The sequence below is a fragment of the Pelagicoccus enzymogenes genome (assembly GCF_014803405.1).
Classification (GTDB): domain Bacteria; phylum Verrucomicrobiota; class Verrucomicrobiia; order Opitutales; family Opitutaceae; genus Pelagicoccus; species Pelagicoccus enzymogenes.
This window is the reverse complement of the sequence record NZ_JACYFG010000013.1, coordinates 111,056-134,782: the sequence shown is the minus strand read 5'-3', so window position 1 is coordinate 134,782 and position 23,727 is coordinate 111,056. Positions and strand designations below refer to the sequence as shown.

Below are 23,727 nucleotides of genomic sequence, written 5' to 3'. Positions count from 1 at the left end.
TGGATGGGCAACGGCGATTGGCGATAGGGCTATTTGACGGTGAGCGTGCCCTTCATGATGGCGTAGTGACCCGGAAAGGAGCAGATGAAAGGGTAGGAGCCGGGAGCGCTTGGGACCTTGAAGGTGAGGCTGTCGGACTCGCCAGCTCCGAGCATCTTGGTGTGCGCGATGACCTCGCTGGCTTCGGCTGGGATGTACTCGGGGGCGTGGCTGGAGGATTTCATGCCGAAGGCGTTGATGGCGGCGTTGTCCATCGGTTGAAGGAGAACCCAGTTGTGGGCCATGCTTTGCTTGGGCATGCGGCCGATATTGGAAAGCTGGATACGGATTTCTTCGCCGGGAGCCGCTTCGATGGAAGTGACGCTGAATTGCATGGAGTCGTTTGCGGTGATGGCGATGGTGCGCACGCCGTCGTCGCTCGGCGGCGGAGCGGCGTCTTGATTGCTGGCGTCGTTGCCGCAGGCTCCGAGGAAAAGGGCGAATGATGCGACAAGGGAAGTGATCGTGATGCGTTTCATGTGGGCGGCAGAATATCCGCAATCGCTTCGCGATTCCTTGATGTCGATCAAGGCGTGTCGGAATTATATCGATTAGTGTGGAGGCATGAACGCCTTTCAGCTGTTTGGAAATCTGAGGAAATGGGGGCTGGCCTGGCTCGCCCTAGGATGTTTGGGGTCCGTTATGGGGGCGGGCAGCGAGCGCGTCTTCGAGGTGCGAGGGATTGTAAGAGGCCCGGTATCTGAAGGAACCTTACTGGTGGAGCATCAAGACATTCCCGGCTTCATGCCAGCGATGACGATGCCTTTCTACTTGGGAGAAGGAGAACCGAAGGTAAGCCTAGCCTTGGGCGACGAGGTTCGTTTCCAGTTTGTAGTGGGAGAGGGAAGTTCTCGGGCGGAACGATTCGAGGTATTGGACGCGGCTAGGCGAAGTGGGAAAAGCGAAGCGATTGGGAAGACGTCTGGCTCTTGGTCTCGAGAAGGAACTCTGCTGCCTGCCTTTGAATTGCTGGACGAAAGTGGTCGTTCCGTTCGGGAATCCGAATTTGAGGGGCGCTACACGGTAGTGACTTTTATATTCACCCGTTGCCCGGTTCCGGAGTTTTGCCCCTTGTTGTCGAGCAAGTTCGCGCGGCTGCAGGGCTTGATCTTGCACGATCCAGAGTTCCAAAAACTGGATACGGAGGTAACGCTATTGAGCGTGAGTTTGGATCCGGAGTGGGACCGGCCTAATGTCTTGGCTGACTACGGGCGGCGAGTGGGGGCGAATCCCGACATTTGGCGTTTCGCGACAGGGGAGTCGAGTGAGGTGGCTCGGCTGGCGACTTTCGCTGGCTTGAGCTATTCAGGCGAGGGGACTGCGATCAGTCACGACTTGAGGACCCTGCTGGTTGGACCAGAGGGACGCTTGCTAGAGGTTTGGCCCGGAAACCGCTGGAAGCCAGAAATGGTGCTGGAGGCGATCCAAGCGCGCAAGGCAAGCGAGTAAGGGGCTTGGTTCCGCAGCTTAGCCATGAGGGAAAGAGCGTCCGTTCAGTCGGCGCTCTTTTTTGCTCATAACCAAAGGCATAGGAATCCGTGAATACCAAAGCTGTGTTTGCTGCCATGCCGCAACGTTCGAATCAGAGCAGACCTATTGCAACGCGGCTTGTCGCAAGCGGCAGCCCTACTGTTGGGAAATGAAGATTGGCGAACATCAGTCTCTACTGATTGTGGAATGAACCTATCTGTTTGCTTCTCGCGACGATTCGGCGCGCCTGGAAAACCTGCGCTAATAAAAGTCGTTAGGAGTTTGACTGTCTTGATCTGTATCAAGGTTTTCGGTTGAGGCCCCATATATTGTGGGTGTTTGGAAAATAACCCCAACATATAGGATTAAGCATACCGTGAATATTTCCGAACCTTCTCATGTCCCTTCAGAACCGATTGCTCGCTACCAGTTGTCCGAGCGCTTGCTGCGCCATCTCAAGGTGGCTTTGTCGGAGAGCGGAACGGCTTTCTCGCCGGAGCTCTACGCAAACATCGCCTCGCACATGGAGGCTGCCAACGAGCGAGGTGAATTGCCTAGCGAATACGCGTTAGCCGAGGAGGAATTGGCTCGCATGGGAATGGTGAAAGCCTTGAAGGCGTTTTGGACGGGGACCAAGGACGAGACTGTCGATTCGGTGAGCCGTCGCGCGGGGGAGAGGGATTCGCTCGTCAGCGTGAAGCAGTCGATCGAAGAGTACATCAACAAGGTCGACTGGCGGATCAACGCGAATGCAAATGTTGGATACAGCCATGCAGGATTGATCAACCAGTCGGCGGGGAAGCTGATCGCGAACTATTGGCTGGATCAGGTCTACTCCGAAGAAGAGGGGGAGGCCCACCGGAACGCGGACTACCATATCCACGATCTGGACAGCTTGTCCGGCTACTGCGCGGGGTGGAGCTTGCGGGTGTTGCTGGACGAAGGTTTCAACGGGGTGAGCGGCCGTGTCTCGAGTCGCCCGGCAAACCATTTCAACGAAGCCTTGGGGCAGATGGCTAATTTCTTGGGCATCTTGCAATCGGAGTGGGCGGGGGCACAGGCCTTTAGCAGCTTCGACACGTACTTAGCGCCGCTGTTGTTCAAGGACCAGTTGAGTTTTGGGGAAACGAAAAAAGCGATCCGCCGTTTCGTGTATAACCTCAATGTACCCGCTCGTTGGGGCCAAAGCCCATTCACCAACATCACGCTCGATTTTACTCCGCCGCAGGACTTGGCCGGGCAGCAGCCCAGTCGCAATTACCGCCACCTTCTCGAAGGGGTGGAGGACGCGGCACTGGAAGCTTTGGCTCGCGAGCGGGGCGTGGAGCGGCTAACGGATTTGCGCTACAAGCATTTCCAGAAGGAAATGGAGATGATCGATATTGCCTACTACGAGGTGATGACGGAAGGCGACAGTCAGGAGCAACCGTTTACTTTTCCGATTCCGACGGTAAATATTACTGAAGATTTCGACTGGGAATCTCCGGCTGCGGAGGCCTTATTCGACAACACGGCAAAAGTCGGAAACTCCTATTTCCAGAATTTTCTCGGGAGCCAATGGATGTACGACGAGGAGGGGAATAAGGTGCCCAACCCCGACGCTTACCAGCCCAATGCGGTTCGCAGCATGTGCTGTCGCTTGCAGCTCGACCTGCGGGAGCTCTTGAAGCGGGGGAACGGCCTGTTCGGTTCGGCGGAAATGACGGGGTCGATCGGCGTGGTGACGATCAACTTGGCTCGGCTCGGCTACAAGTTCCAAGGCGATTGGGATGGGCTCAAAGCAGAGGTGCTGCGCTTGATGGAATTGGCGAAGAGCACTCTGGAAAAAAAGCGCGGGTTCATCCAGTCCTTGTTCGACCGCGGCTTGTTTCCCTACAGCAAGCGCTACCTCGGACACTTCAGGAATCACTTCAGCACGATTGGTGTGAACGGCTTGAATGAGATGCTGCGTAACTATTCGGAGGACCGCTACGACATAGCGACCGAAACTGGAATCAAGATGAGTATCGACTTATTGGATATGATTCGCGAACGCATGAAGGTCTTTCAGGAGGAGACGGGCAACCTCTACAATCTGGAGGCGACTCCCGCTGAAGGAACGACTTATCGCTTTGCGAAGGAAGACAAGAAACGCTTTGCCGGGATCGTGCAGGCAGGCAGCGGCGAGAATATTTATTATACCAACAGCAGCCAGTTGCCCGCGGGATACACGGATGACCCGTTCTACGCCTTGGAAAAGCAGGATGCGCTGCAGAGCAAGTACACCGGCGGCACCGTGCTGCATCTCTACATGGACGAGCGGCTGGAAAATGGACGTTCCTGCAAAAGCTTCGTCAAGACGGCCCTCAGCAACTTCCGGCTACCGTACCTAACGGTCACGCCTGTCTTCTCAGTGTGCGAGGATCATGGATACTTGAACGGCGAGCAACCTTGCTGCCCGCAGTGCGGCCAAGATACTCAAGTTTGGACCCGCGTCATGGGATACCATCGCCCTGTCAGCAGCTTCAACCGCGGGAAGAAAGGCGAACATGGGGAACGGAAACACTTCTCCTTGAAGGCAAATCCGCACCTGCCGCTCTTCGAATAGGAAAAGGAAGAGATTAAACATTAGCGGACGGCAGCTCGTGGGAGCTGCCGTCCCATTTAGCATGTGTGTCCATATAACTGATACGTGGAAGAAACGTTTACCCTTGTCGGCGGTAACTCGGTTTAGCCTGCAGGACTTTCCTGGACGCTCGGCTTGCATTCTTTGGCTGAGCGGCTGCCAAATGCGTTGTTCGTATTGCCACAATCCAGAGCTGGCGCTCGGCAGGGGGGGCAGGATTTCGGTCGATGGAGTGCTTTCCTTTCTTGAGAGAAGGAAAGGTCAGCTTGATGGAGTGGTGCTTTCAGGTGGGGAGTGTCTGCTGAGTTCCTCCGTGTTGGAACTCGCTCGGGCTGTTAAGGCAATGGGCTATCTCCTAAAAGTGGATACGAATGGCGGCTATCCGGACCGTTTGGATACGCTTTTAAAGGAAGGGCTCGTGGACTATGTTGCGATGGATTTCAAGGCGCGGCCGGGAGACTACGAGCGGGTGACGGGCTGGGGCGATTTTGCGAAGTGGGAAGCTTGCTACGGGTTGCTGCAGGAAAGCGGAATCGACTGGGAGCTGCGCACCACGGTCCACAGCGACATCGTGGACGAGCAAGCGGTGGACGAGATGATGGATTTCTTGGAATCTCGAAGTTTCGGAAAGACGCTCTACTTGCAGTTGTTTCGCCAGGGGAAGACATTGGGAAACGTGGCGGATATGCGGAGACGTTTTGAGCTGGCTCGCCTGTGTCTGGATCGGAGCTACGAGGTTCGCTTCCGGAATTTCACGCAGGCCGAAGTGAATGCATTGGCCTGTGGTAGGCCGCTTGAGGTAAACGTGACTGGCTAGAGAGAGGCTCGCTCGGATTTCAGGGCAGCCGTTTTGGATTCGATCAAGGCCTCCAGCGTCTTTTCCTTGAACAGGGATTCGAGCGATTCGCTGATGGCGCTCAGGGAATTGTGCAAGGGATGCAGGCAAGTGTGGCTATGCTTTTGGCTTTTATAGCAACAGGGCAGCCCGTCGCACTTTTCGAAGATGCGGACTATTTCTATCAAGCAAATGTCGCTTGGATGGCGGGCGAGGGAGAATCCTCCGTGAGGTCCGTGGGCGCTTTGGGCGAATCCGGCTATGACGAGGGCGTTCATGGTTTTGGATACCGTTGGCTGGGGAAGCTGAATCCTGCGCGAAATCTCAGACGAGCTGAGCTTGGAATTCCTTTGGTGGTAAACTTCTGCAAGGCAGGTGAGGCAGGCGACGGCGTACTGGGAAAATTTTCCGAACTTAATCATGGGGCATGAGGTAGGAAGTGTTCCTTCGTGACAGGAGAGAACTGTGAGGCGAACGCGTGCGATAAGAAACGCTTACGTTCTGTATTATGGGTGCAATTAATCGCATTTCAGGGAGGGACGCGAGCCTCTTGCCCTCCGGTTTTTGATCTAGATCAAGGCTCGAGCGGAGATTTCGTCGTATTCTTTGTTACTCGCCGGAATAGCGGCCAACCCCATCCTCATATGAAACTATCGCATATCATAAACAAAGCCGTCGCGGCGGGAGTTTGCTCTCTCGCTAGTCTCGTGATGGCCCAAGACGAACTTCCTGTCGAAAACGCCGTTTTGACGCATGCTCCCAATGTGCCACCTCCCATCGAGCGCGACTATCCCGCGAAGGTGGTGGTGAACCTCGAAACGCTGGAGCTAAACGCTCGATTGGCGGATGGGGTTGAGTACACGTTTTGGACCTTCGGGGGAGAAGTACCCGGAATGTTTATACGCGTTCGCGAAGGCGACTTCGTGGAGTTTCACTTGAACAACCATCCTTCCAGCAAGATGCCGCACAATATCGACCTGCATGCGGTGACGGGCCCGGGCGGGGGTGCGGCGTCCTCCTTCACGGCGCCGGGGAAGACGACTCGCTTCACTTTTCAAGCCATCAATCCCGGGCTCTACGTTTACCACTGCGCTACGGCTCCGGTAGGCATGCACATCGCAAACGGCATGTATGGCTTGATCCTCGTTGAGCCAGAAGAAGGTCTGCCTCCGGTGGACAAGGAATACTATGTGATGCAAAGCGAATTTTATACCAAGGGCGCTTATGGAAACGAAGGATTGCAGCCCTTCAGCATGGAGAAAGCCCTGACGGAAACCCCTGACTACGTCGTGTTCAACGGCTCGGTCGGAGCGATGGTGGGAGACAACGCGATCACGGCCGAAGTGGGCGAGACCGTTCGCCTCTACGTCGGAAATGGCGGACCGAATCTCGTATCCAGTTTTCATGTCATCGGCGAAATCTTTGACAAGGTTTACGTGGAAGGCGGAACCAAGACGATCAACGAAAACGTGCAAACGACGCTGGTGCCCGCTGGTGGATCGGCGATGGTCGACTTCAAGCTCGAGACGACGGGAACCTATATTCTGGTCGACCACTCGATCTTCCGCGCCTTCAACAAGGGAGCTATCGGCATGCTGAAGGTCGGCGGAGAAGAGAACAAGGACATCTACTCCGGGAAGGAAGAAGAGGGCATCTACTTGCCCGAAGGCAGCAGTATCCAGAGTATCCCTGGCGCTGAGGCAGCTGCTCCTTTAGGCACCTTGAGTTTCGCCGAGAAGATGGAATCGGGAGAGCGGATCTACGCTTCCAACTGCGCGGCCTGTCACCAACCCGGCGGTGCTGGTATTACCGGAGCGTTTCCTCCTCTAGCTGACTCCTCCTATTTCAAGAACGACCCAAAGAAGGTGATCGATGTAGTGGTAAACGGTCTACAAGGTCCCATCGAGGTTAACGGAAAGAGCTACAATGGAGTGATGCCTGCGGTCAATTTGAACGACCAGCAAGTTGCTAGCGTGGTGACCTATGTGTTGAACAGCTTCGGCAACAAGCTAGGCGAGGTCACGGCGACAGATGTCATGGAAGTCAAGAGCGCTCACTAACAAGCCTACGAATTTATATCACGGATAAACAAGTCATAAGGCGGCCCTTGCGAGAGGGCCGCCTTTATCGTGCGAAAATCAGTGCGGTGGATTGGTGGTTGCGGGAGTGCCCTTGTCGCTTGATTGCTGAAAAGAGATTTAGGTTGTGTATTCGCGTGACAAGTACGCTCCCACGAATTGGATGATTAGGGCGCTGGTGGCGCGTGGTGCGCGAGCGGTCGAATCTCTGGCGAGATCCGCTACGCTGCCGAGCGAAGCGAAGTATGCGCTTTCTCGACGCTTAAAGCTCTCTTAGGTACGCGGACAATCCCTCGCGATCCTCGATGAGGATGTCGCGGGTGTTGACGGTTATGAGGCCCTCCTTGCGGAAGCGTGCAAAGGCGCGGGAAAGCGTTTCGCTGGTCACGCCGAGACGGCTGGCGAGGACTTTCTTGGAAAAGGGGAGGTTGACGATGTCGCTTTCGCTTTCGAGCTGGCGCAGCAGCCAGTTGGCGAGGCGGCACTCGATTTGCTTAAACTTGAGGTCCTCGATCATCTGCACGAGATGCTTCAAGTGTAAGCTCATGGAGGCGAGCATACTCATGGCCAGGTCTGGACGTTCCGCTATGAAGGAACGAAAGGACCTTTTGGATACGAGTATAACCTGGGTCGGCTCGAGAGCGGAAGCGGTCGCTGGATAGGTTTCCAAGGTCGAGAGGGTCGCTTCCGCGAAGCAGTCGTGGGGCCGGAAAAGGCTGATGACCTGCTCCTTCCCTTCGATGCTGATGCGGCTGAGGGATATCGAGCCGGTGTGGACGATGTAGAAGCCTTGCGCGACTTCGCCCTCGTGGAACAGGATCCCGTTCTTGGGCAGCTTCACGATGCGGCAGAGCTGCGCGAGTTTGCTGAGCGAAGGGGAGTCGAGCCGTTTGAAGAGTTCGGTTTGGCGCAGGCTGTGCGATATGGCGGTCAGGGCGGCCTGATTGCTGGGTTTTTCCTCGATGGCTGTGGAATGCGAGGTGATTGTTGGGGCGGGCATTGGGTTAGGAGTCGAGTTTTGCGAGTTTTTCGAGGGTGGGCTTATTGTCAGCACCGAGTCCGTTTTGCTGGTGCACGATTTCCCCCTTGGCATTCAGCAGGGTGATAATGTTGGAGTGCGTGTAGTCGCCGGTCGGCGTCTTCGCGTAGCGGACGCCGAGCAGATTCGCGAGCTCCAGAACGTCGCCAGGAGCGCCGTTCAGGAGCGTCCAGCGGGAGGTGTCGAGTTCCTGTTCAGACGCGTAGGCTGCGAGGCGCTCTGGAGTGTCGCGTGCTGGATCAATGGATACGATAAGAATCTTTGCCTCGGAGTCAGCGGGGAGCGAATATTCGATCGCTTTAAGGTCGGCAATGAGCCTCGGGCAGGCGTATTGGCAATTCGTATACGCGAGGGCGACGAATTGAGGGTGTCCGGCAAGGTCGGCTAGGACGATTTTATTACCGCTCTGGGTCTGCCATTCGGAGGTGACTTGGTAGAGGGAAAGTTCGGAAGGGGCGATCTTGGCGAGTGCTGCTTCCCATTTCTCTTGGGCGATGCGGCAGCATGAATGGTCGGCTTGCAGCTCGGGCGGTGCTTTGGGATGCATTGGGCAGCTCGCATTGAGCGCGAGGGGTGCAGCAAGGACGACGAGGAGGGTGGCGGGAGCGATGATTTTCATTTCGAGGCGGGGGTAAGAGGTTCGGGCAAGTCGCGGGCGCAACGGAAGCCAAGATTGTTGACGGAGTATTTCGCTTGGAGGCTGCTGCGGAACCCGTAGCGCATGAAAGCGGCGTAGTCCTTGAAGTCGGATGCGCCGACCGAGGCGCTGCCGCAGAAGAATTTTCGCTCGAGTCCGGTGTCGCCGCGGGATTCGCCGGTGGTGAGCGAGGTATTGAAGTCCTCTACCCATTCCCAGACGAGTCCGTGAAGGTCATAGATTCCGTGGACGTTACGAAAGCTACCCGGAGCTTGGTCCGCGTATCCAAGATTTGGACGTCCGTACCATTCGAGGATGCGTTGGTGGTAGCTGGGATCTTCCCGACCATTGGCGGAGGATTCGCTCGCGAGGGCTGCGTACTCCCATTCGGCCTGAGTGGGCAAGCGTTTGCCCGCCCAACTCGCGTAGGCTCGCGCGGCGTACCAGGATATGTTTACGACAGGATAGTCGGCATAGGGTTCGAGGGCGGCGCCGAGTCGTGTGTCGCTCTCCCAATGGTTCAAGTAGGTCTCGTCGGCGAAAAGAGGTGAAACGCGCGAGCGTTGCCAGCGGGGATTCTCGGTAACGAACGCGAGAAACTGGCGGTTCGATACGGGGTGCTCGTCGAGCTCGAAGCTGGCGACGTTCTGTCGTTTCGGCTGGTCGGGCGAAGTGAAGAGGGGTTCGTATTGCCCCTTGGGGATGAGACGCATGGGCGTTGAGTCTACCGGCGGCGAGGCAAAGGTCGCTGCGATGGTTACCATGTATCCAAAGATTAGTACGAGAGCTTTCATTGGCTTAGTGGCTGCAGGGTGTGTCGTCGGGATCGGGAGTCGCAGATTTGGGGGCGACCAGGAAGATCCATGAGAGGGCGACGGACAACCAGAGAGCCGCCGCTGCGTATTGCTCACCCGTTCGCCAAGCGGGACTGATGTCCATGAGCAAACGGCTGGCTGCTCCGCCGAGGAGTATAGCGATACCGATCAGAAGCGGTTTCGCGCTGCGGCGAGCATGCTTGAAGCTGCCGCTGTGTCCGAAGATGACGCGGCAAGATACGAGTAGGATTGAACCGGTAAGGCCCACGATGAAGAAGATATGCAAGGCGGCAACCCGGAGGTGCGGGTAAAGGGCGATGACAAGTAAGCTGGCGACGAGCGAGGCGCAGCAAAGGACTAGGTGGAGGCGTTGGCTGGTTGGGGACTTTGAACGCTTGAGCAAGGGCGTTTCAAAGGCGACGTACAGTCCGCAAGCGAGGGCGCGAATGGCGTAGGCTGCGCTGGCGTGGCCCTTGAGCTCTAGGGGGATGGTAGCGAGGAAAAGGAGTATGGTGGCTGCGGCCCAGGCGGAGCGTTTCAACCAGGGAATGCTGGGCAGCGGGTTTTCCGGGAAGTTCTGGGGATTGGGCGATCCAATGAGTTTTGGGAAAAAGAAAGCCCCAATACCAATGATGGGCAAGGCGGGAAAGGCTTGGAACAAGAGGACTCGAGAAAGGGTATAGCTCGTCGCTCCACCGTTTCCGTGGGAGAGTTGAAGAAGGCAGGTGGCTCCAACGAAGGCGCTGAGCAAGCCGGCGAGGCCGAGGAGGAATCCGGGAGGCGGGAGGTCTTGGCGCTTTGCGAAACCGTAGCCCGCGAAGGCGAAGAGCGACCCGAGTTGCAGAAGAAACGCCGTGTCGGCAATGACGTTGTTTAGGAGAGAGGCAAGTGCGGTCGCTAGGCTTAATCCAAGCTGAAGATGGACGAGGAGCTTGGTAGGGCTGGGGCACGACAGAAGGCGAGGGCCGGCGGTAAGGAGGAAACCGAGCACGAAGCTTCCCAGAAATCCGTAGCTCATCAGCCGAATGTGGGCGTCGAGCGGATAAAAGCGGATAAGGCCAATTTGGTAGAGCGGCCACAAGGCGACGCCTGCGATTCCCTGCGCCATCCCGAGGGGAAAGAAGATGCGGAATGGCTCCGCGACGGCCAATTCGCAGAAGCGAGGTTTTGTTAGGTTCGCTGGGCACTGGCTGTTTTCCATGAGGTTTGTCTCCTTGAAACCTTAAAATGGACAAAAACATCCAAATTAAAAGAAAAAAAGAGTTATTGGTAGTTAATTAGTCGTTTGAAGCCAGGAACCTCGGGAAGGGCGAATCAAGGCAGTCACGTTAAATTGTCTAATTTTAGTTCGAGGACGTTGCTTCAGAGTCAGATGGAAGCGGATTACTCCTAGGGCCTATCGCTCCGCAATCCGAAGTGCAGTGCACATCAAATTTTTCACAAACCAGCGCAGCGATAGGGGGCGAGGCTTTGGTCTCTTAAGCCCCATAGATTGAGGGTGCAAGTTTCGCTAGGCTTCCCGAGAAGAGTCTTCGATGCTCGACTCATGCTCTTGTACATTTCGGGCAACGTCGATTAAACTGTAGGTACCGTTGAAGGATTGTGCGTGCGTAATTTGGATGGAATTTTAAATCTTTTGATTCACACATTTACACACATTTACAGTGTAAGTCGTTGATATAGGTCTAAAAATAAGGTTTCTGGTTCCTTCTGTCGGGGTTCGAGTCCCTGCGAGGCTGCCACTTCAAGATAGGTGGCGACTGTCGGAAAACGGTTTGATCGCATCAATTCAATCCTTGCCGGACTGCCGGTGTTGAGAGTGAGCTTTTCTGTCCTTTCGCGGTGTACCGCCCTAGTTCGCAATCTCTGATTCTTGCAAAGTAAGCGGGCTTGAACATGTGCTTGGGAATGAGCACCCCCGAAAAAATGGAAACCTCAACGGCGGATTTGGATTGCGTACGCATTGTGGCGAGCTTCGAGGAGCTTCTGAACGCGGAGTTTGCGGGCCGCGTAAATGCGATTTGCTGGCAGCGGAGCCTGTCGGGGGATTTCGATCAAATCGTGAGCGCGATTGGTCCTCTGGATGAAATCACCGCTCTCGAGGAGGACGATTTGATGTCCTTGGAATTGAAGCCTGACGGTGAGGTGGCCCGTCAACGACTGATCGACGACTTGCGAATGATGCGCGGCGCGGGCCTGCAGCCGAGTTTGGATTGTATTCCTGCCTATTCGCGGAGCAACGCTGGCGAGTTGGTGCCGGTAGACGTGTATGATTTCCATGCGGATAGCGCCACGGTAGCAACGGACACTTTTTTGTGCAACTACACGGTTGCTTGCTCGGAGGGAATTCGCAATGCGGAGGCCGTTCGCTACGTGGATGACCCGGGCATTCGGAGTAAGCTGCTGCAGGAATATGGAGGTCCGGATGACGAGGGGTTCGCAGCCTTCTTAAGAGAGCGTTTCTACGACCTGCACTATGCGGCGCGAGAGGGAGGGAAACCGTATTCGTTCGGCTTTGGCAATCTGTGGCGGATCGCGACACAGTGCCCGGATAGTCCTGTGCCTCCGTGTATTCACCGTGCCCCTACGACTCGCGAAGGCGACGCTCCTCGGCTTCTATTGATAAGCTAGATTTCAAAATGAGGGGCTGAGTAGGGGCAGCGGCTGGAAAGGCGCGCCTGGGTTCGCCGAATTGGGTGAAGATGCGGCTTTACGGGGCGGCGCTTTCTTACAGGTTGGTGATGTGAAGTACCTTTCCCCGTTTTTATTTACAGTTTCAGTCTTGGTCTCTTCGACTGCGTTGAAGGCTGAGACCTTGTGGATCGCAGCCGAGGGCGGTGTTTACCGCAGCGAGCTTAACGAACAGTCAGGCGAATTGTCGGTTCCGGAGTTAGCCGCTGCTTTCGACTCGGGCAGCTTTTTGGCGATTCATCCCCATCTGGATGTACTTTACGCAAGCTACCGGGACGATTCGGGGGCGGGCTACGCCTCCTTGGTGCCGAGTGGCGATGCGGGGAGGTTGCAGCTCCAGAGCGTGCAACGGGTTTCATCGGGCAATGCCCATTTGTCGGTCAGCGAGAACGGTCGCTTGTTGGCGGGCGCTCACTATGGGGAAGGGGTGAACTATGTGTTGGAGTTGGAGGCGGATGGTGCGATTTCGGACCGCTGGACTCGTTTGGTTCAATCCGGCAGCGGTCCGGAGCGTCCGCAAACTCAGGCTCGGCCGCACTGGGTTACCTTTGCGAAGAAAGACAGCCTGCTGCATTCGGTGGACTTGGGCACGGACGAGATTTGGACGTACGGGGTGGGAAAGACCGCAAATTCGGTCCAGCTTTTGCACAAGGTCAAATTTCCGGCGGGAACGGGGCCGCGTCACATGGCTTTGGTTCCCGGTTCCAACACAGCCTACGTGAGCGGCGAACTAAACTTGGACGTTAATACCTTTTTCTATGACGAGCAGAGTGGGCGTTTCAGCCCCTTGCAGTACATTTCGACGGTGGAGGATCCCTTTCCAGACAAGCAGATCAGCTTGTCGGAAATTCAGGTCCACCCTAATGGGCGCTATGTTTACACTGCGGTGCGTGGCTTGGATCTAATCGTAACCTATTCGGTGGATCCCCAAACGGGCTTGTTGAGCCTGGTGGAGCGCAAGGATGCCCGGGTGCATTGGCCGCGGAACTTCACGGTCAGCGCCAGCGGAAAGTGGCTAATCGTGGCGGGGCAACGATCGCACGAACTGCGGGTCTTTGAAATCGATCCGGGCTCCGGTGAACTGAGTCCGACGGAATCGCGAATCGAGTTGCAGTCGCCGGTTTGCGTTCGGGCTTGGGATCGAATATAGTTTATATGGCGATACAGCTAGAAGACTTTGCCAAGCAAGTTTTGTTTGGCACGAGCATGGAGGAAAAGCTGAGCTTTCCGCGTGAGGAAATATTGGATACGAAACGGAGCGATCCCATAAAGACTCCGAAACAGCTCTCGCGGCCCAAGCACCTCGTGCTGCGCGAGGAGGGGGTCAAGGCGGGCCATCCAGCCCAATCGAAGTTGATTGACGAAAGGGAGCGCGGACGTCTGCTGCACTTTTTTGGCAACCATGAGTTGCTCGCGACTGAGTTGATGGCACTGGCAATCCTCAAGTTTCCGGAAGCCCCTGCCAGCTTTCGCCGGGGCTTGCTGGAAACGCTGAAAGACGAGCAGATGCATACGCAACTCTACATGCACCGCATGAAGCAGTGCGGGGTGGAGTTCGGCGAGCTGCCTCTGAGCGACTACTTTTGGCGCAGCGTTTCCTCGATGGAAGATCCGCTAGATTACGTGACTCGCCTTTCTCTCACCTTCGAGCAGGCGAATTTGGACTACTCACGCGAATACGGTAAGATCTTCGCATCGGTGGGTGATCGATCCACCGCGGGGATTTTGGACAAGATCTATCGGGATGAGATAGATCATGTTGGATTTGGATTGAAATGGTTCCGACGCTGGAAAGCGGAAGGCAAAACGGATTGGGAAGCCTTTCGGGAGCGCCTGGTCTTTCCGCTTTCTCCTGCGCGAGCGAAAGGGAATTTCTTTAACCGCGAGGGGCGGTCGGAGGCGGGGCTCGACGCATCCTTCATAAAGGACCTCGAGGTTTTCAGCCAGTCGCGCGGACGTACTCCCTACGTGTATTGGTTCAATCCAGACGCGGAGCGATTTGCTGCAAGGAATTCGAGTGAAGGAGTGGATGCAGGAACCTTTCCCGTGCAGAAGGACCTGGCTTTGTTGCCAGCTTTTGTTGCCAAGCGAGACGACATTTTGCTGCTACCTCGAATGCCTACTTCAGCTTTTTTGGGCGAACTCAAAGCGGCTGGCCTAGAACTGCCGGAGCTTAAAACTTACGAAAGCGAGGAAGAGGTTTCGGCTCCAAGTTTAGATCGGAAGCTCAGGGGACTGCGACCGTGGGCCTGGTCGCCCGATAGCGTGCTTTTTTTTGAGGAAAACTTTAGCAAACTCACGCGCTCTAAAAAACCGGATACGTTTTGGAACGAGGGAATACGCGCGCTGCATTCTAAAGCGTGGGCGGCAGCTTGGGCGAAGTCCTTGCTTGATCACATCCCGCATGAGGAGTGGCTCGCCCCAACATCGGCATTCGCGAAGCTTGCGGAAAACGCGCAGGGGCTGCAACGGATATGTGAGGGCTTTCGCAGTGCGGGCTGCAGCTCTCTGGCATTGAAGGCTCCTTTTGGCACGGCGGCTAATGGCATGCGTCGACTGGAGGCCGACGAATTGATTGACGAACGATTAACGCGTTGGTGCGAGCAAACCTTCGAGGAACAGGGGGGAGTTTTGGTAGAGCCTTGGTTGGACCGTGTATTCGACTTTTCGATTCAGTTAGAAATGGGCAAGGGAGGTTTGCGAGCTCTCGGTTACACGCGCTTGCTCAACAATGCTCGGGGGCAATTTCGAGGTATCGTTACGAACGGTTTTTGCCAAGGCCTCGATTCCGAGCTCGTGAAATTCCTGATGCAACGGGTGCAAGGGCGCCCGCGCCTATACCATTGGTACGAGAGTTTTGTTTTGCCGGAACTGGAGAAAGAGCTAGCGGCTGCTGGCTACGAGGGGCCGTTGGGCATCGATGCGTTCGTGTACCGTTCTTATGATGGCAGGTTGATGCTGAAGCCTGTAGTGGAAATAAACCTACGCTACACCATGGGGCGGATTGCCTTAGAGCTGGGGCAGCGAAATGCGGCAACCTCGGTTGGCTTTTTTGAAGTGGTGAGCAAGGCGCAGATAAAAAAGAGAACGGGACAAAGCTTGTCGGAATTTTGCGAACGGCAGACGGCGGCGTACCCGGTAAAGCTTTCTGAGGAGAAAAAACCGCGTATTGAAGAAGGAACGCTCGCTCTGAACGACCCGCAGCAGGCGCAGGGCTTTCTGGCGCTTTATCACGTGCGTCGCTCGTTCAAGGAACTCGCCTTATGAAGGAGGGACTGCAATCGCTGTGGGAAGGCCTGTTCCAAGCGGTTGAGCGTGAACCGCAGTGGATGATTTGGGCGGCCGTTGCAAGTGTGCTCACCTTTGTTGGCTCCTTGGTCGCGGTTCCGATCGTTGTCGTGAAGATGGATGCGGATTTTTTCGTGCGGGTCGGCACTGGGGCGAGGCGTTTGACACCTATACGAGCCGTAAGGCGGATCTGCAAAAATCTGCTGGGATGGATCCTGTTGCTGGCCGGAATCGCGATGCTGGTTCTGCCCGGGCAGGGATTGCTAACGATCGCTCTGGGAGTGGGGTTGGTCGACTTTCCGGGGAAGCGGCGGTTGCAGGCGAGAATTGTAAGGATTGAGAAGGTTTATCGTTCCATTAACTGGATACGGAAGAAAGCAGGGAAGCCACCCTTGAAAGTGCCCGAATAAGCATGATCTTCAAGCTTGGAGAAGAGGAGGCTATTTGGTGGGGGCAGGGCTGCGCGTTTCCTAGCGGGTTCGCAGCCTACTTGTCGCTCTTGCCGTCGAGGTATTTCCAAGCGCCTTTGTGGCGCTTGAATCGAGAGAGCTCGTGCAGCTCGTAGGGGCGGCCGTTGGCGAAGTACTCGGCGATGAATTCCACTTTTCCCGTTTTGTCCTCCTTGCCGCCGCGGCTGGTATTGAGGATGGTGAGGGAACTCCAGTTTACGTCGTTGATGCCGTCTTGCAGTTCGTTTTGGAGCTGTGGGTCGCGCGTATCGGGGTGAGTGGTTTCGACGAGGTAGGCGACGCGGCGATAGTAGTAGGCGCTGTAGCGGGAGCGCATGAGCTGCTCCGCGGTTTCGGGCTTGGCTTGGCCGTGGTGGAAGGGGCGGCAGCAGCTGCCGTAGGGATGTCCGCTGCCGCAGGGGCAAGGGGAGTTTTCGCGACGTTCCCTGAATTCGTACCGATTCTCACTCATCACTTGGGAAATGAGGGCAAGCGGAGCGGAAGGGAAGCTCGAAGTGGGGAAGGAGACTGAGCTTCTGCCTCCCGCTTCGCTTGGATCATTCTGTTTCGAAGAGACGGTTGAAAGTGTGTCGGAAGCGCCCCTTGCGTAATTCGACTTTTGAGTAGCTGGAAGTCTCTCCAGGGATGAACTGCAAGGTGATGTCCCTTTGGGAGGAAACGAAAAACAGTCCGCCAGCTGGCAGGTACTCGATGGGGTCGTCGTCGCCCTCCTGCCAGAAGTAGCTGCCGTCCTTTTCGAAGAAGCGTTTGTTGCGATGTCCCTCGTCGCCGTAGCGTCCGAAAAAGGGAGCGAATTTTTCGGGGTCAAAGCTCGTGGCAGGCTCGAGAACGACGAAGGGGTCCTTGGCATATTCTCTGTTCTTCGCCTTTTGATCGCGTGTCCACTCGATGCCGCGTTCGGTCTTGTCGCTGCCGAGGATCTTTCCGCGCGGCATTTGCGATTCGATGTACTTGCTGGCGAGCAGTTCGATGTCGCCCTCGTTGAAGGAGGCCTCGTTGGCGGAAAGAACTGACCAGTACAGCACTCCTTTGCGCAATCCCTCTACTGCGTCCTTGATGAGCGGCTTGAAGGTGGCGATGGCCGCGCGGGCCAAAGCCCGCTTAACGGGTCCGAGGTCTCCAGCGTCGAAGGCAAGTGGCAGCACCTCCTTGAGGACTTTGTTCAAGGTGTTCTTGGGGGGAAGGTAGAAGATCCAGCGAAACTCGTGGAAGTTCTGTTGCTTGAGTTCGTCGGCGGTCAGCTCGGAGAGACGCAAGTCGAAACGCTCGGGGTCGAAATCAAGTTCCCAAGCGAGCAAGTAAAGTTGGGCCGCCATGTGGGGCAATGGGATAGGGAAGGCGTCAATCAGCTTGTTGATATCGATGGGCATTTCCTCCTCGCCCTCGTCGTCACCCATGTCGAAGTCGATTTTCTCCCGCCATTTGGATACGGATTCCTCCAGCTCGTTTGCGATTTGACGTAGCTCGACGGGGGCTCCGTCCCGCTTGGCTTTGGCCATAAAGCTCTCCAGAAGGGTGATGGGGTGTGGTTCGCCGGATTTGCCGATGATCACGAGCCCGGGACCGGGCGACTTTTCTAGGGTGTCGTAGGCTACCTCCACGACTTTGTGGGCGAACTGGGTGGCGTAGCGGCGATCTCCGCCGGATCGGGCAAAGACAGTTATGGGGATTTCGTCGCCCACCACTTGGAAGGGCTCGAGCTCGTAGAAGTCCTCGAATACGAGATCGCTATTTTTCGGTTTGGCGGAGAGCACGCTGGAAAAGGCGAGCGCCAAAGCGGTAGAGAAGGAGCAAAGCAAGTGGATTGTTCGGTACATGGCTGGATGCTGTCTCGCGTGCTACACTGTTATGGGTATGGAGGTTGCGCGAAAAACGTCGAATTACGCGGCTCTTCTGTGCGAGTCGATTCGAGAAGCGACATGGGAAAAACGGTTCGACTTGCGGGTGCGCTTGCCGCTCTTTGAATTGATCTCAATCACCCCTATGAAAACAGTAAAGCTCGGGAACAGTTCACTCCATTCAACCCCGCTCGTGTACGGATGCATGCGAATTTCCGGCGACAACTCTTCGGATGCGCGCAAACGGGGAAAGGAGGCGATCTTGGCGGCCTACGAAGCGGGCTACAACCACTTCGACCATGCGGACATCTACGGCGGCGGCCTTTGCGAGGAACTCTTCGCGGAGGCGATGAAGGATCTCGCCATTACCCGCGAGAGTATCCTGCTCACCAGTAAGTGCGGCATTCGCTTCAAGGACACGCCCAGCCCGGGGCTGCCCGCTCGCTACGATTTCACCAAGTCCTACATCCTCGAGTGCGTTGAGGGATCCCTGAAACGACTGAACACCGACTACCTGGACCTGTTTCTCTTGCATCGACCCGACTACCTTTTCGATCCCGACGAAACGGCTGACGCCCTGCAGGAGCTGGTTTCATCTGGCAAGGTTCGCCACTGCGGAGTGAGCAATTTCAAGCCTTCGCAGTTGAGCCTCTTGCAATCTCGTTGCGAGCTGCCGTTGATCGTGAACCAGGTGGAGATCAATATCCATAATGTGGATGCGCTGATGGACGGAACCTTGGACCAATGCCAGGAGCGCGGAATCACGCCGCAGGCTTGGTGCCCCATTGGCGGAGTTGCTTATCCTGCATGGGGAAACACTTTCACGCCGGAGGACGAGGCGCGCATCGAGGCGGAGTTCGATCGACAAGCTGAGAAGTACGGAGTCGAAAACTGGATTGTCATGCTGGCTTGGATACTGCGGCACCCTTCAGGAATCGTTCCCATCGTTGGATCGACCACGCCGGAAAGGATTAGAGCGGCGAGACAGTCCTTGGAAATAAATTACGAGCGAGAGGATTGGTACCAGCTGCTCGAGGCGCGCAACGGCGAACCGGTACCTTGAGCGGGGGAGTCGGGCCTTGTTCTGGGGGGCGCCTCTCGCCAACGTAACCGGATACTAGGGCTGCTGTCGGTCTTGCGGCTTGGGAAGGCGGCAAGCGCTGCGCCTTGCGAGGTGGATTACTCGTAGTGGACCGTGGCCGCGCCTTTTCGATTGCCAAGGCGGCTTCGCCTAAGCAGTTCCTTGCCGTGGACTTTTATTTTGAATCGTACGCTGAACTCGGCTTGCAGAGAATGATGGTGGCTGACCAGCCGCGAACCGATGCCTTCGCCGCCGCCATAAAGGAGGCGATCAAGGGGGGCGAAACCGTGATAGACGTCGGCACGGGCTCCGGCTTGCTGGCCATGCTGGCGGCAAACGCGGGGGCCAAGAAAGTCTACGCTCTCGACCAGTCGGCAGTGGCGGCGGCGGCTAAAGAAACGGTCGAACGCAACGGCATGTCCGGCACCATCGATGTCGTGAACGCGAACGCGTCGAATTTCGATGTGGTGGAACCGGTCGATCTCATCGTCAGCGAATGGCTGGGACACTTCGGGTTCGCCGAAACCATGCTCGACGACGTGATCGCCTGTCGCGATTCGAACCTAAAGGAAGGCGGGCGCATGCTGCCCTCCGGAGTTGAGTTGATGATGGCGCCTGTCGATTCGCCAATCCTCTATGAGGTGGACGGTCCTGGGTTTTGGAAGCACAAGGTGCATGGCATCGATTTCAGCCATCTGGAACGGCGCGAACTAGATCAGGCCCTCGCCATCAAGACTCAGATTCCCGCGGCTGACGTGATCGCGGAGCCGCGAGGGCTGGTGAAGCTCGATTTGGCCAAGGCGTCCAAGGAAGACGTATGGCAGCACGGTAGGCTCAGGTTTACGATCGACCGGGACGGAAGCCTCAACGGATTCGCTGGTTGGTTCGTAGCGGAGCTCACTCCAACGGTTGTCTTGGACACGGGGCCCTTTTTCGAGACCACGCATTGGATGCAGACCTATTTTGCGATCGATCCTATTCCGGTGAAGGCTGGGCAAGAGATCGAGCTCTGCTACGACTTGACGCGCCACCCGGTGGAGCCTCGTAGCCTGATGATGAATTTAACGGTTGGCGAAGCGAGCTACGGCTTTACGGTTGGCTGACATAGTGAACCATGACTGACTCGGACCTTTGGAAACGACTGAGCGAATTCGCGTTTGACGCTCCCGGCGCCAAAGAGCCGTTTTCCGAGCGTTTGCGGCAGAAGCAAGGTTGGAGTCCCGCCCGTTGCCGGGCCGCTATCGAGGAATACCGAAAGTTTCTTTACCTTGCTGGCGTCAGCGGCGAAAGCGTGGTGCCGTCCAAAGCCGTCGATGCGGTTTGGCACTTCCACTTGACCTACACGCGCTCCTACTGGGAGGAGCTGTGCGGCAGGGTGCTTGAAAAGCCGTTACATCACAATCCGGGCTCCGGCCAGCAGGGGGAGCGCGAGACTTTTAGGGCTCGCTACCTGCAGACGCTTTTCGCTTACGAGGCCGAGTTTTCCGAAGCGGCTCCGATTCGATTTTGGCCAGTGCCGCGAAAGCGAAGCGGAGAGGGGGGAGCTGGAAAGGAGCTGAGATTTCGTTTTCCGAAGCGCGTCGGCCTCCTTGCTGGACTGATGACGATGCTGGCGCTGATCGTCTTCTCGGTCGCTCGTCCGGTTTCAGGGAACGGTGTGGCTCTAGCTGACGTCGCTGGGGTCGTGATCGTCGGTATCGTGGTGGTGGGCTTTCTCTTTTTTATCGTCAAATCCAAGGGAGGCGGAGGAAAAGGAGGCTGGGGTGGTTGCGGCTCCGATTGCGGGGGCGATTGTGGAGGCGGCTGCGGAGGGGATTGACAAGGTCGCCATCTCTCCTGCGTCATTAGGTCCGCTTCATTCGCGCGAATAGCAGCCGTTCCAAGTGGATAAGATTCGCTAAACGGAGTAGCTTGTAGTCGGAGCCGCAAGTGGCAAAGCCAAGGCGGTTTCAAATTCCAGTCGGCGACTGCGAACCCGTACGCGGGCGATAAACGGCGCTAGCTGTTTTCAAGAAAGGCAGGGCAAGGCGGTTTTTTTCGATCTCGACTCCCTGCGTAACCCTCAACCTTCGAAGCTATGCTAAAGGAAAGAGTAGTTGAGACCTTCTGCAACGCGGTGGATCGCGAAGTGAAATTGGAACTTGCTTGCAACGAAAACGAAACGACGGGTTTCGAGTCGCCGAGCATGATCAAGTCCTGCGATTCCTGCACTCAATGCGGCGTCGCCACCGAAAGCGGCTACCACTGGGAACGCTGCGTTTTCTACGGTAAGACCTTTTAGGATATTCGCAGGCGTCGCGCCTCGTCGAATTTCCGCAGGAAGATCGCGGGCTGGACAATGAGTTCCCAGCCCAGCTAGATCCTTTGTCAGTTTCATGAACGAAGGATTTAAGAAAACGTTGTGCCGCGCTTTGGAGGCCGAGGACATCGAGGAGAGGGAGACCTTGCAAAGCCTCTGGAGCGGCTACGGAAAAATCGCTCGTTACGCGGTGAGCGGAGCGGATGTCGAAAGCGTAGTGGTAAAGCTGGTACGGATACCAAGCGAAGTCGATCATCCGCGGGGCTGGCATTCGAACTTCTCCCAGGAGAGAAAGATTCGTTCCTACGAAGTGGAGGCTGCCTGGTATCGTGGCCTAGCGAGCAAGTGCGATACTCATTGCCGCATCCCTGCTTGTTTTGCGACGGCGGCGGAGGGGAGCGAAGTTATGATCGCTCTGGAAGACCTTGACGCGAGCGGATTTACCGGGCGGAAGGATCGTGCCTCCGTGCAGGAGATGAAACAGTGCCTGGCTTGGCTGGCCAGTTTTCATGCTCGGCACATGGGGCAAACTGCAGGTGGGCTTTGGCCTAAGGGGACTTACTGGCATTTGGATACGCGCCCTGACGAGCTGGAAGCGCTGAGCGACCTTCCTCTCAAGCGAGCGGCCAAGGAGATAGACCGGATTCTCGATGGCTGTCAGTTTAAGACCTTGTTGCATGGAGACGCCAAACTCGCAAATTTCTGCTTCGATGAGGCGCGACAAGGGGTGGCTGCGGTAGACTTCCAGTATGTGGGAGGCGGCTGCGGCATGAAGGACGTGGCCTATTTTGTCGGTAGTTGCTTGAGCGATACCGAGTGCGAACGATTCGAGTCGGAGTTGCTCGACGCTTATTTTGGCTTTCTGGTCGAAGCGCTTGAACGCTATGGAAGCAAGGTTAGCGGGGAGCGGATCGAGAGCGAGTGGCGTCCGCTTTATCCAGTGGCGTGGACCGATTTTCATCGTTTCCTCAAAGGCTGGAGTCCGGGACACTGGAAAGTTCACAGCTATAGCGAGAGGCTTTCTCGTGAAGTTCTTAGCAACCTCCCCCGATGATCGAATCGAAAGCTGAACTCAAGCGGTTGGCCGAAGTCGCGGTCTATGCCGCTCGCGAAGCGGGCAAGATCGTGCAGTCGCGCTCGGACACTTGCTTCGAGGTAGAGCGCAAAGTGGCGGGCGATTCGTTGGCATCCCAAGTGGTGACGGAAGTCGACCGCATGGCGGAGGAACGAATTCTGCAATGCCTCGAGAAGGGCTGCACCGATTTTGACTTGGGGGTTTTAACGGAGGAGCGAGAAGACGACGGGAGTCGATTCGAGAAGTCTGCTTTCTGGTGCATTGATCCTCTCGATGGAACTTTGCCCTTCGTGGAGGGACGTGCGGGCTACGCTGTTTCGATCGCCCTCGTGAGTCGCGAGGGAACTCCTTTAATCGGCGTAGTCTACGATCCGAGAAGTGAGGTCATGTACGAGGCGGTTCTCGGTTGCGGCGCTCTCAGGGATGGCGAGGAAATGCGGATCGAATCCGAGACGGCCCAGCTGTCTGTCTTCTCGGATCGCAGTAGTCGAGAGGACTCAAAACATAAGGCGGTAATCGATTCGCTTGCTCAGGAATTTGGTGGATCAGGAGTGTCGCAAATTTATGGATACGGCGCCGCATTGAACGCCTGTTCGGTTTCTGGGAGTCCCTGCTCTTGTTACTTTAAGCTGCCCAAGGAGAAGCGAGGAGGGGGAAGCGTTTGGGATTTCGCGGCGACTGCCTGCATCGTGACGGAAGCTGGCGGCATCGTTTCGGATCTCGCGGGAGAGCCGCTATTACTTAATCCTAGAGGGGCCCTCTTCATGAATAGGCGCGGTGTTTTGTATGCAAGTTCGAGAGAGCTCGCTCAGCGCATTCGTAGCGCGCATGGGCAAAAAACGTGATATAGGATATTTACCCCAGGGAGGAGCGTTCTTTTGTTTTCGAATGTATTGACTCGCTCGCCTCCTGCGAGGCATTACTTGGCGGTGCCCCAATCTTTCACTATCTTAGTTGGTTCTGAAACCGCAGCGACTAACGCTGCCTCTCCACAAGTATTGCTCGTGGATGATACTGAGTCGAACACCCTAGTTGCTAAGGCTATTCTCAAGCGGTGTGGTTCGGTGGTGCCTGACACGGCTGAAAACGGTTTGGAGGCTCTGGAGAAGCTGAGGAAGCGTCGCTACCATTTGATCTTCATGGATTGCATGATGCCGGAGATGGATGGCTACGAGGCAACACGAGCGATTCGCGACGGCGAGGCAGGCACGGAACACATGGATGTGCCGATCGTTGCCCTAACGGCGAACGCGATGCAGGGCGATCGCGAGATTTGTCTCGCCTCTGGCATGAGCGACTATCTTACGAAGCCAATTGACCCAAGGCTGTTGGTCGAGTCGCTAAACGCCTGGCTCGGCCGCAAGCACGGAGGCTAGCTAGCAGATCAATTTTTGTGCTCCTATCAGGCTGATGGGGCGGAGCCTGTTTCTACGGCACGCGCTTCGATCTGTTGGTCCCTGAACGGAA

At 56.3% G+C, this 23,727-nt stretch carries 23 protein-coding genes; 15 read left to right on the top strand and 8 right to left on the bottom strand.

The features are described from left to right. Positions 1-29: 29 nt before the first annotated feature. Entirely contained in the window at positions 30-518 is a 489-nt protein-coding gene (gene azu / locus IEN85_RS09680; protein WP_191616886.1) for an azurin, read from the bottom strand. A gap of 85 nt (positions 519-603) precedes the next feature. Between azu and IEN85_RS09675 the strand changes: the two genes are divergently transcribed. From IEN85_RS09675 to IEN85_RS09665, 3 genes are all read left to right on the top strand, one after another. Then, a complete protein-coding gene (locus IEN85_RS09675; protein WP_191616885.1) occupies positions 604-1,488 on the top strand; it encodes an SCO family protein in 885 nt (294 codons plus the stop codon). Positions 1,489-1,891: 403 nt separating this feature from the next. Next, a complete protein-coding gene (locus tag IEN85_RS09670) occupies positions 1,892-4,096 on the top strand; it encodes a ribonucleoside triphosphate reductase (RefSeq protein WP_425503166.1) in 2,205 nt (734 codons plus the stop codon). Between the two features lie 61 nt (positions 4,097-4,157). Further along, positions 4,158-4,931, top strand: a complete 774-nt coding sequence (locus IEN85_RS09665; RefSeq protein ID WP_224772543.1) for an anaerobic ribonucleoside-triphosphate reductase activating protein — start codon at positions 4,158-4,160, stop codon at positions 4,929-4,931. Here the strand turns inward: IEN85_RS09665 and IEN85_RS09660 are convergent. After that, positions 4,928-5,371: an RrF2 family transcriptional regulator gene (locus IEN85_RS09660; RefSeq protein ID WP_191616883.1), complete on the bottom strand. Its 444-nt coding sequence runs from the start codon at positions 5,369-5,371 to the stop codon at positions 4,928-4,930. The two genes, IEN85_RS09665 and IEN85_RS09660, sit on opposite strands and share 4 nt — an antisense overlap. 288 nt (positions 5,372-5,659) lie before the next feature. Here IEN85_RS09660 and nirK point away from each other — a divergent pair, with 288 nt between their 5' ends. Beyond that, complete coding sequence (nirK, locus tag IEN85_RS09655; RefSeq protein ID WP_343222481.1) at positions 5,660-7,009, top strand: copper-containing nitrite reductase; 1,350 nt, start codon at positions 5,660-5,662, stop codon at positions 7,007-7,009. 280 nt (positions 7,010-7,289) lie between these two features. Here the strand turns inward: nirK and IEN85_RS09650 are convergent, their stop codons facing one another. Genes IEN85_RS09650 through IEN85_RS09635 form a run of 4 tightly spaced genes read right to left on the bottom strand, consistent with a single transcriptional unit; the run spans position 7,290 to position 10,719 of the window. Next, entirely contained in the window at positions 7,290-8,027 is a 738-nt protein-coding gene (locus IEN85_RS09650) for a Crp/Fnr family transcriptional regulator (RefSeq protein ID WP_191616881.1), read from the bottom strand. Between the two features lie 4 nt (positions 8,028-8,031). Further along, positions 8,032-8,685: an SCO family protein gene (locus IEN85_RS09645; protein WP_191616880.1), complete on the bottom strand. Its 654-nt coding sequence runs from the start codon at positions 8,683-8,685 to the stop codon at positions 8,032-8,034. Continuing rightward, positions 8,682-9,497 carry a formylglycine-generating enzyme family protein gene (locus IEN85_RS09640; RefSeq protein ID WP_224772542.1) on the bottom strand — a complete coding sequence of 272 codons (816 nt, stop codon included), beginning with the start codon at positions 9,495-9,497 and terminating at the stop codon, positions 8,682-8,684. The genes IEN85_RS09645 and IEN85_RS09640 overlap by 4 nt, the downstream gene beginning before the upstream one ends. Before the next feature lie 4 nt (positions 9,498-9,501). Beyond that, on the bottom strand, positions 9,502-10,719 hold the full coding sequence (locus IEN85_RS09635) for an NnrS family protein (RefSeq protein WP_191616879.1): 1,218 nt from the start codon (positions 10,717-10,719) through the stop codon (positions 9,502-9,504). A 707-nt stretch (positions 10,720-11,426) separates the two neighbouring features. Here IEN85_RS09635 and IEN85_RS09630 point away from each other — a divergent pair. From IEN85_RS09630 to IEN85_RS09615, 4 genes are all read left to right on the top strand, one after another. After that, on the top strand, positions 11,427-12,149 hold the full coding sequence (locus IEN85_RS09630) for a hypothetical protein (RefSeq protein WP_224772541.1): 723 nt from the start codon (positions 11,427-11,429) through the stop codon (positions 12,147-12,149). 112 nt (positions 12,150-12,261) lie between these two features. Continuing rightward, entirely contained in the window at positions 12,262-13,359 is a 1,098-nt protein-coding gene (locus IEN85_RS09625; protein ID WP_318186602.1) for a lactonase family protein, read from the top strand. A 5-nt stretch (positions 13,360-13,364) separates the two neighbouring features. Then, a complete protein-coding gene (locus IEN85_RS09620; protein ID WP_191616877.1) occupies positions 13,365-15,476 on the top strand; it encodes a DUF455 family protein in 2,112 nt (703 codons plus the stop codon). Then, entirely contained in the window at positions 15,473-15,907 is a 435-nt protein-coding gene (locus tag IEN85_RS09615; RefSeq protein WP_191616876.1) for a PGPGW domain-containing protein, read from the top strand. Before IEN85_RS09620 ends, IEN85_RS09615 begins: the two co-directional genes overlap by 4 nt. 76 nt (positions 15,908-15,983) lie before the next feature. Here IEN85_RS09615 and IEN85_RS09610 read toward each other — a convergent pair whose 3' ends face one another. Both IEN85_RS09610 and IEN85_RS09605 read right to left on the bottom strand, forming a co-directional pair. Continuing rightward, positions 15,984-16,418 (bottom strand): YchJ family protein, encoded by a 435-nt coding sequence (locus tag IEN85_RS09610; RefSeq protein WP_191616875.1) that lies wholly within the window; start codon positions 16,416-16,418, stop codon positions 15,984-15,986. An 85-nt stretch (positions 16,419-16,503) separates the two neighbouring features. Further along, positions 16,504-17,784, bottom strand: a complete 1,281-nt coding sequence (locus IEN85_RS09605; RefSeq protein ID WP_191616874.1) for a hypothetical protein — start codon at positions 17,782-17,784, stop codon at positions 16,504-16,506. Between the two features lie 166 nt (positions 17,785-17,950). Between IEN85_RS09605 and IEN85_RS09600 the strand changes: the two genes are divergently transcribed. The 7 genes from IEN85_RS09600 (at position 17,951) to IEN85_RS09570 (ending at position 23,636) form a co-directional block, all read left to right on the top strand. Beyond that, positions 17,951-18,868 carry an aldo/keto reductase gene (locus IEN85_RS09600; protein ID WP_191616873.1) on the top strand — a complete coding sequence of 306 codons (918 nt, stop codon included), beginning with the start codon at positions 17,951-17,953 and terminating at the stop codon, positions 18,866-18,868. 125 nt (positions 18,869-18,993) lie between these two features. Next, positions 18,994-19,989, top strand: coding sequence for a 50S ribosomal protein L11 methyltransferase (locus IEN85_RS09595; RefSeq protein ID WP_191616872.1), 996 nt, complete (start codon positions 18,994-18,996; stop codon positions 19,987-19,989). Between the two features lie 11 nt (positions 19,990-20,000). Further along, positions 20,001-20,705: a glycine-rich domain-containing protein gene (locus IEN85_RS09590; RefSeq protein ID WP_191616871.1), complete on the top strand. Its 705-nt coding sequence runs from the start codon at positions 20,001-20,003 to the stop codon at positions 20,703-20,705. Between the two features lie 258 nt (positions 20,706-20,963). Then, positions 20,964-21,167 carry a hypothetical protein gene (locus IEN85_RS09585; RefSeq protein ID WP_191616870.1) on the top strand — a complete coding sequence of 68 codons (204 nt, stop codon included), beginning with the start codon at positions 20,964-20,966 and terminating at the stop codon, positions 21,165-21,167. 94 nt (positions 21,168-21,261) lie between these two features. Continuing rightward, a complete protein-coding gene (locus IEN85_RS09580; RefSeq protein WP_191616869.1) occupies positions 21,262-22,239 on the top strand; it encodes a phosphotransferase in 978 nt (325 codons plus the stop codon). Beyond that, on the top strand, positions 22,236-23,105 hold the full coding sequence (locus tag IEN85_RS09575; protein WP_191616868.1) for a 3'(2'),5'-bisphosphate nucleotidase CysQ family protein: 870 nt from the start codon (positions 22,236-22,238) through the stop codon (positions 23,103-23,105). Before IEN85_RS09580 ends, IEN85_RS09575 begins: the two co-directional genes overlap by 4 nt. Before the next feature lie 159 nt (positions 23,106-23,264). Further along, positions 23,265-23,636, top strand: a complete 372-nt coding sequence (locus IEN85_RS09570) for a response regulator (protein ID WP_318186601.1) — start codon at positions 23,265-23,267, stop codon at positions 23,634-23,636. Positions 23,637-23,727: the final 91 nt, after the last annotated feature.

Bases quoted from the DNA above. Each gene is read 5' to 3' on its own strand.
- IEN85_RS09675 (WP_191616885.1), top strand. From the start codon at position 604: ATGAACGCCTTTCAGCTGTTTGGAAATCTGAGGAAATGGGGGCTGGCC.
- IEN85_RS09635 (WP_191616879.1), bottom strand. From the start codon at position 10,719: ATGGAAAACAGCCAGTGCCCAGCGAACCTAACAAAACCTCGCTTCTGC.
- IEN85_RS09580 (WP_191616869.1), top strand. From the start codon at position 21,262: ATGAACGAAGGATTTAAGAAAACGTTGTGCCGCGCTTTGGAGGCCGAG.
- IEN85_RS09600 (WP_191616873.1), top strand. From the start codon at position 17,951: ATGAAAACAGTAAAGCTCGGGAACAGTTCACTCCATTCAACCCCGCTC.
- azu (WP_191616886.1), bottom strand. From the start codon at position 518: ATGAAACGCATCACGATCACTTCCCTTGTCGCATCATTCGCCCTTTTC.
- IEN85_RS09615 (WP_191616876.1), top strand. From the start codon at position 15,473: ATGAAGGAGGGACTGCAATCGCTGTGGGAAGGCCTGTTCCAAGCGGTT.
- IEN85_RS09575 (WP_191616868.1), top strand. From the start codon at position 22,236: ATGATCGAATCGAAAGCTGAACTCAAGCGGTTGGCCGAAGTCGCGGTC.
- IEN85_RS09640 (WP_224772542.1), bottom strand. From the start codon at position 9,497: ATGAAAGCTCTCGTACTAATCTTTGGATACATGGTAACCATCGCAGCG.
- IEN85_RS09610 (WP_191616875.1), bottom strand. From the start codon at position 16,418: ATGAGTGAGAATCGGTACGAATTCAGGGAACGTCGCGAAAACTCCCCT.
- IEN85_RS09660 (WP_191616883.1), bottom strand. From the start codon at position 5,371: ATGATTAAGTTCGGAAAATTTTCCCAGTACGCCGTCGCCTGCCTCACC.
- IEN85_RS09620 (WP_191616877.1), top strand. From the start codon at position 13,365: ATGGCGATACAGCTAGAAGACTTTGCCAAGCAAGTTTTGTTTGGCACG.
- IEN85_RS09585 (WP_191616870.1), top strand. From the start codon at position 20,964: ATGCTAAAGGAAAGAGTAGTTGAGACCTTCTGCAACGCGGTGGATCGC.
- nirK (WP_343222481.1), top strand. From the start codon at position 5,660: ATGGCCCAAGACGAACTTCCTGTCGAAAACGCCGTTTTGACGCATGCT.
- IEN85_RS09605 (WP_191616874.1), bottom strand. From the start codon at position 17,784: ATGTACCGAACAATCCACTTGCTTTGCTCCTTCTCTACCGCTTTGGCG.
- IEN85_RS09630 (WP_224772541.1), top strand. From the start codon at position 11,427: ATGAGCACCCCCGAAAAAATGGAAACCTCAACGGCGGATTTGGATTGC.
- IEN85_RS09665 (WP_224772543.1), top strand. From the start codon at position 4,158: ATGTGTGTCCATATAACTGATACGTGGAAGAAACGTTTACCCTTGTCG.
- IEN85_RS09645 (WP_191616880.1), bottom strand. From the start codon at position 8,685: ATGAAAATCATCGCTCCCGCCACCCTCCTCGTCGTCCTTGCTGCACCC.
- IEN85_RS09590 (WP_191616871.1), top strand. From the start codon at position 20,001: ATGACTGACTCGGACCTTTGGAAACGACTGAGCGAATTCGCGTTTGAC.
- IEN85_RS09650 (WP_191616881.1), bottom strand. From the start codon at position 8,027: ATGCCCGCCCCAACAATCACCTCGCATTCCACAGCCATCGAGGAAAAA.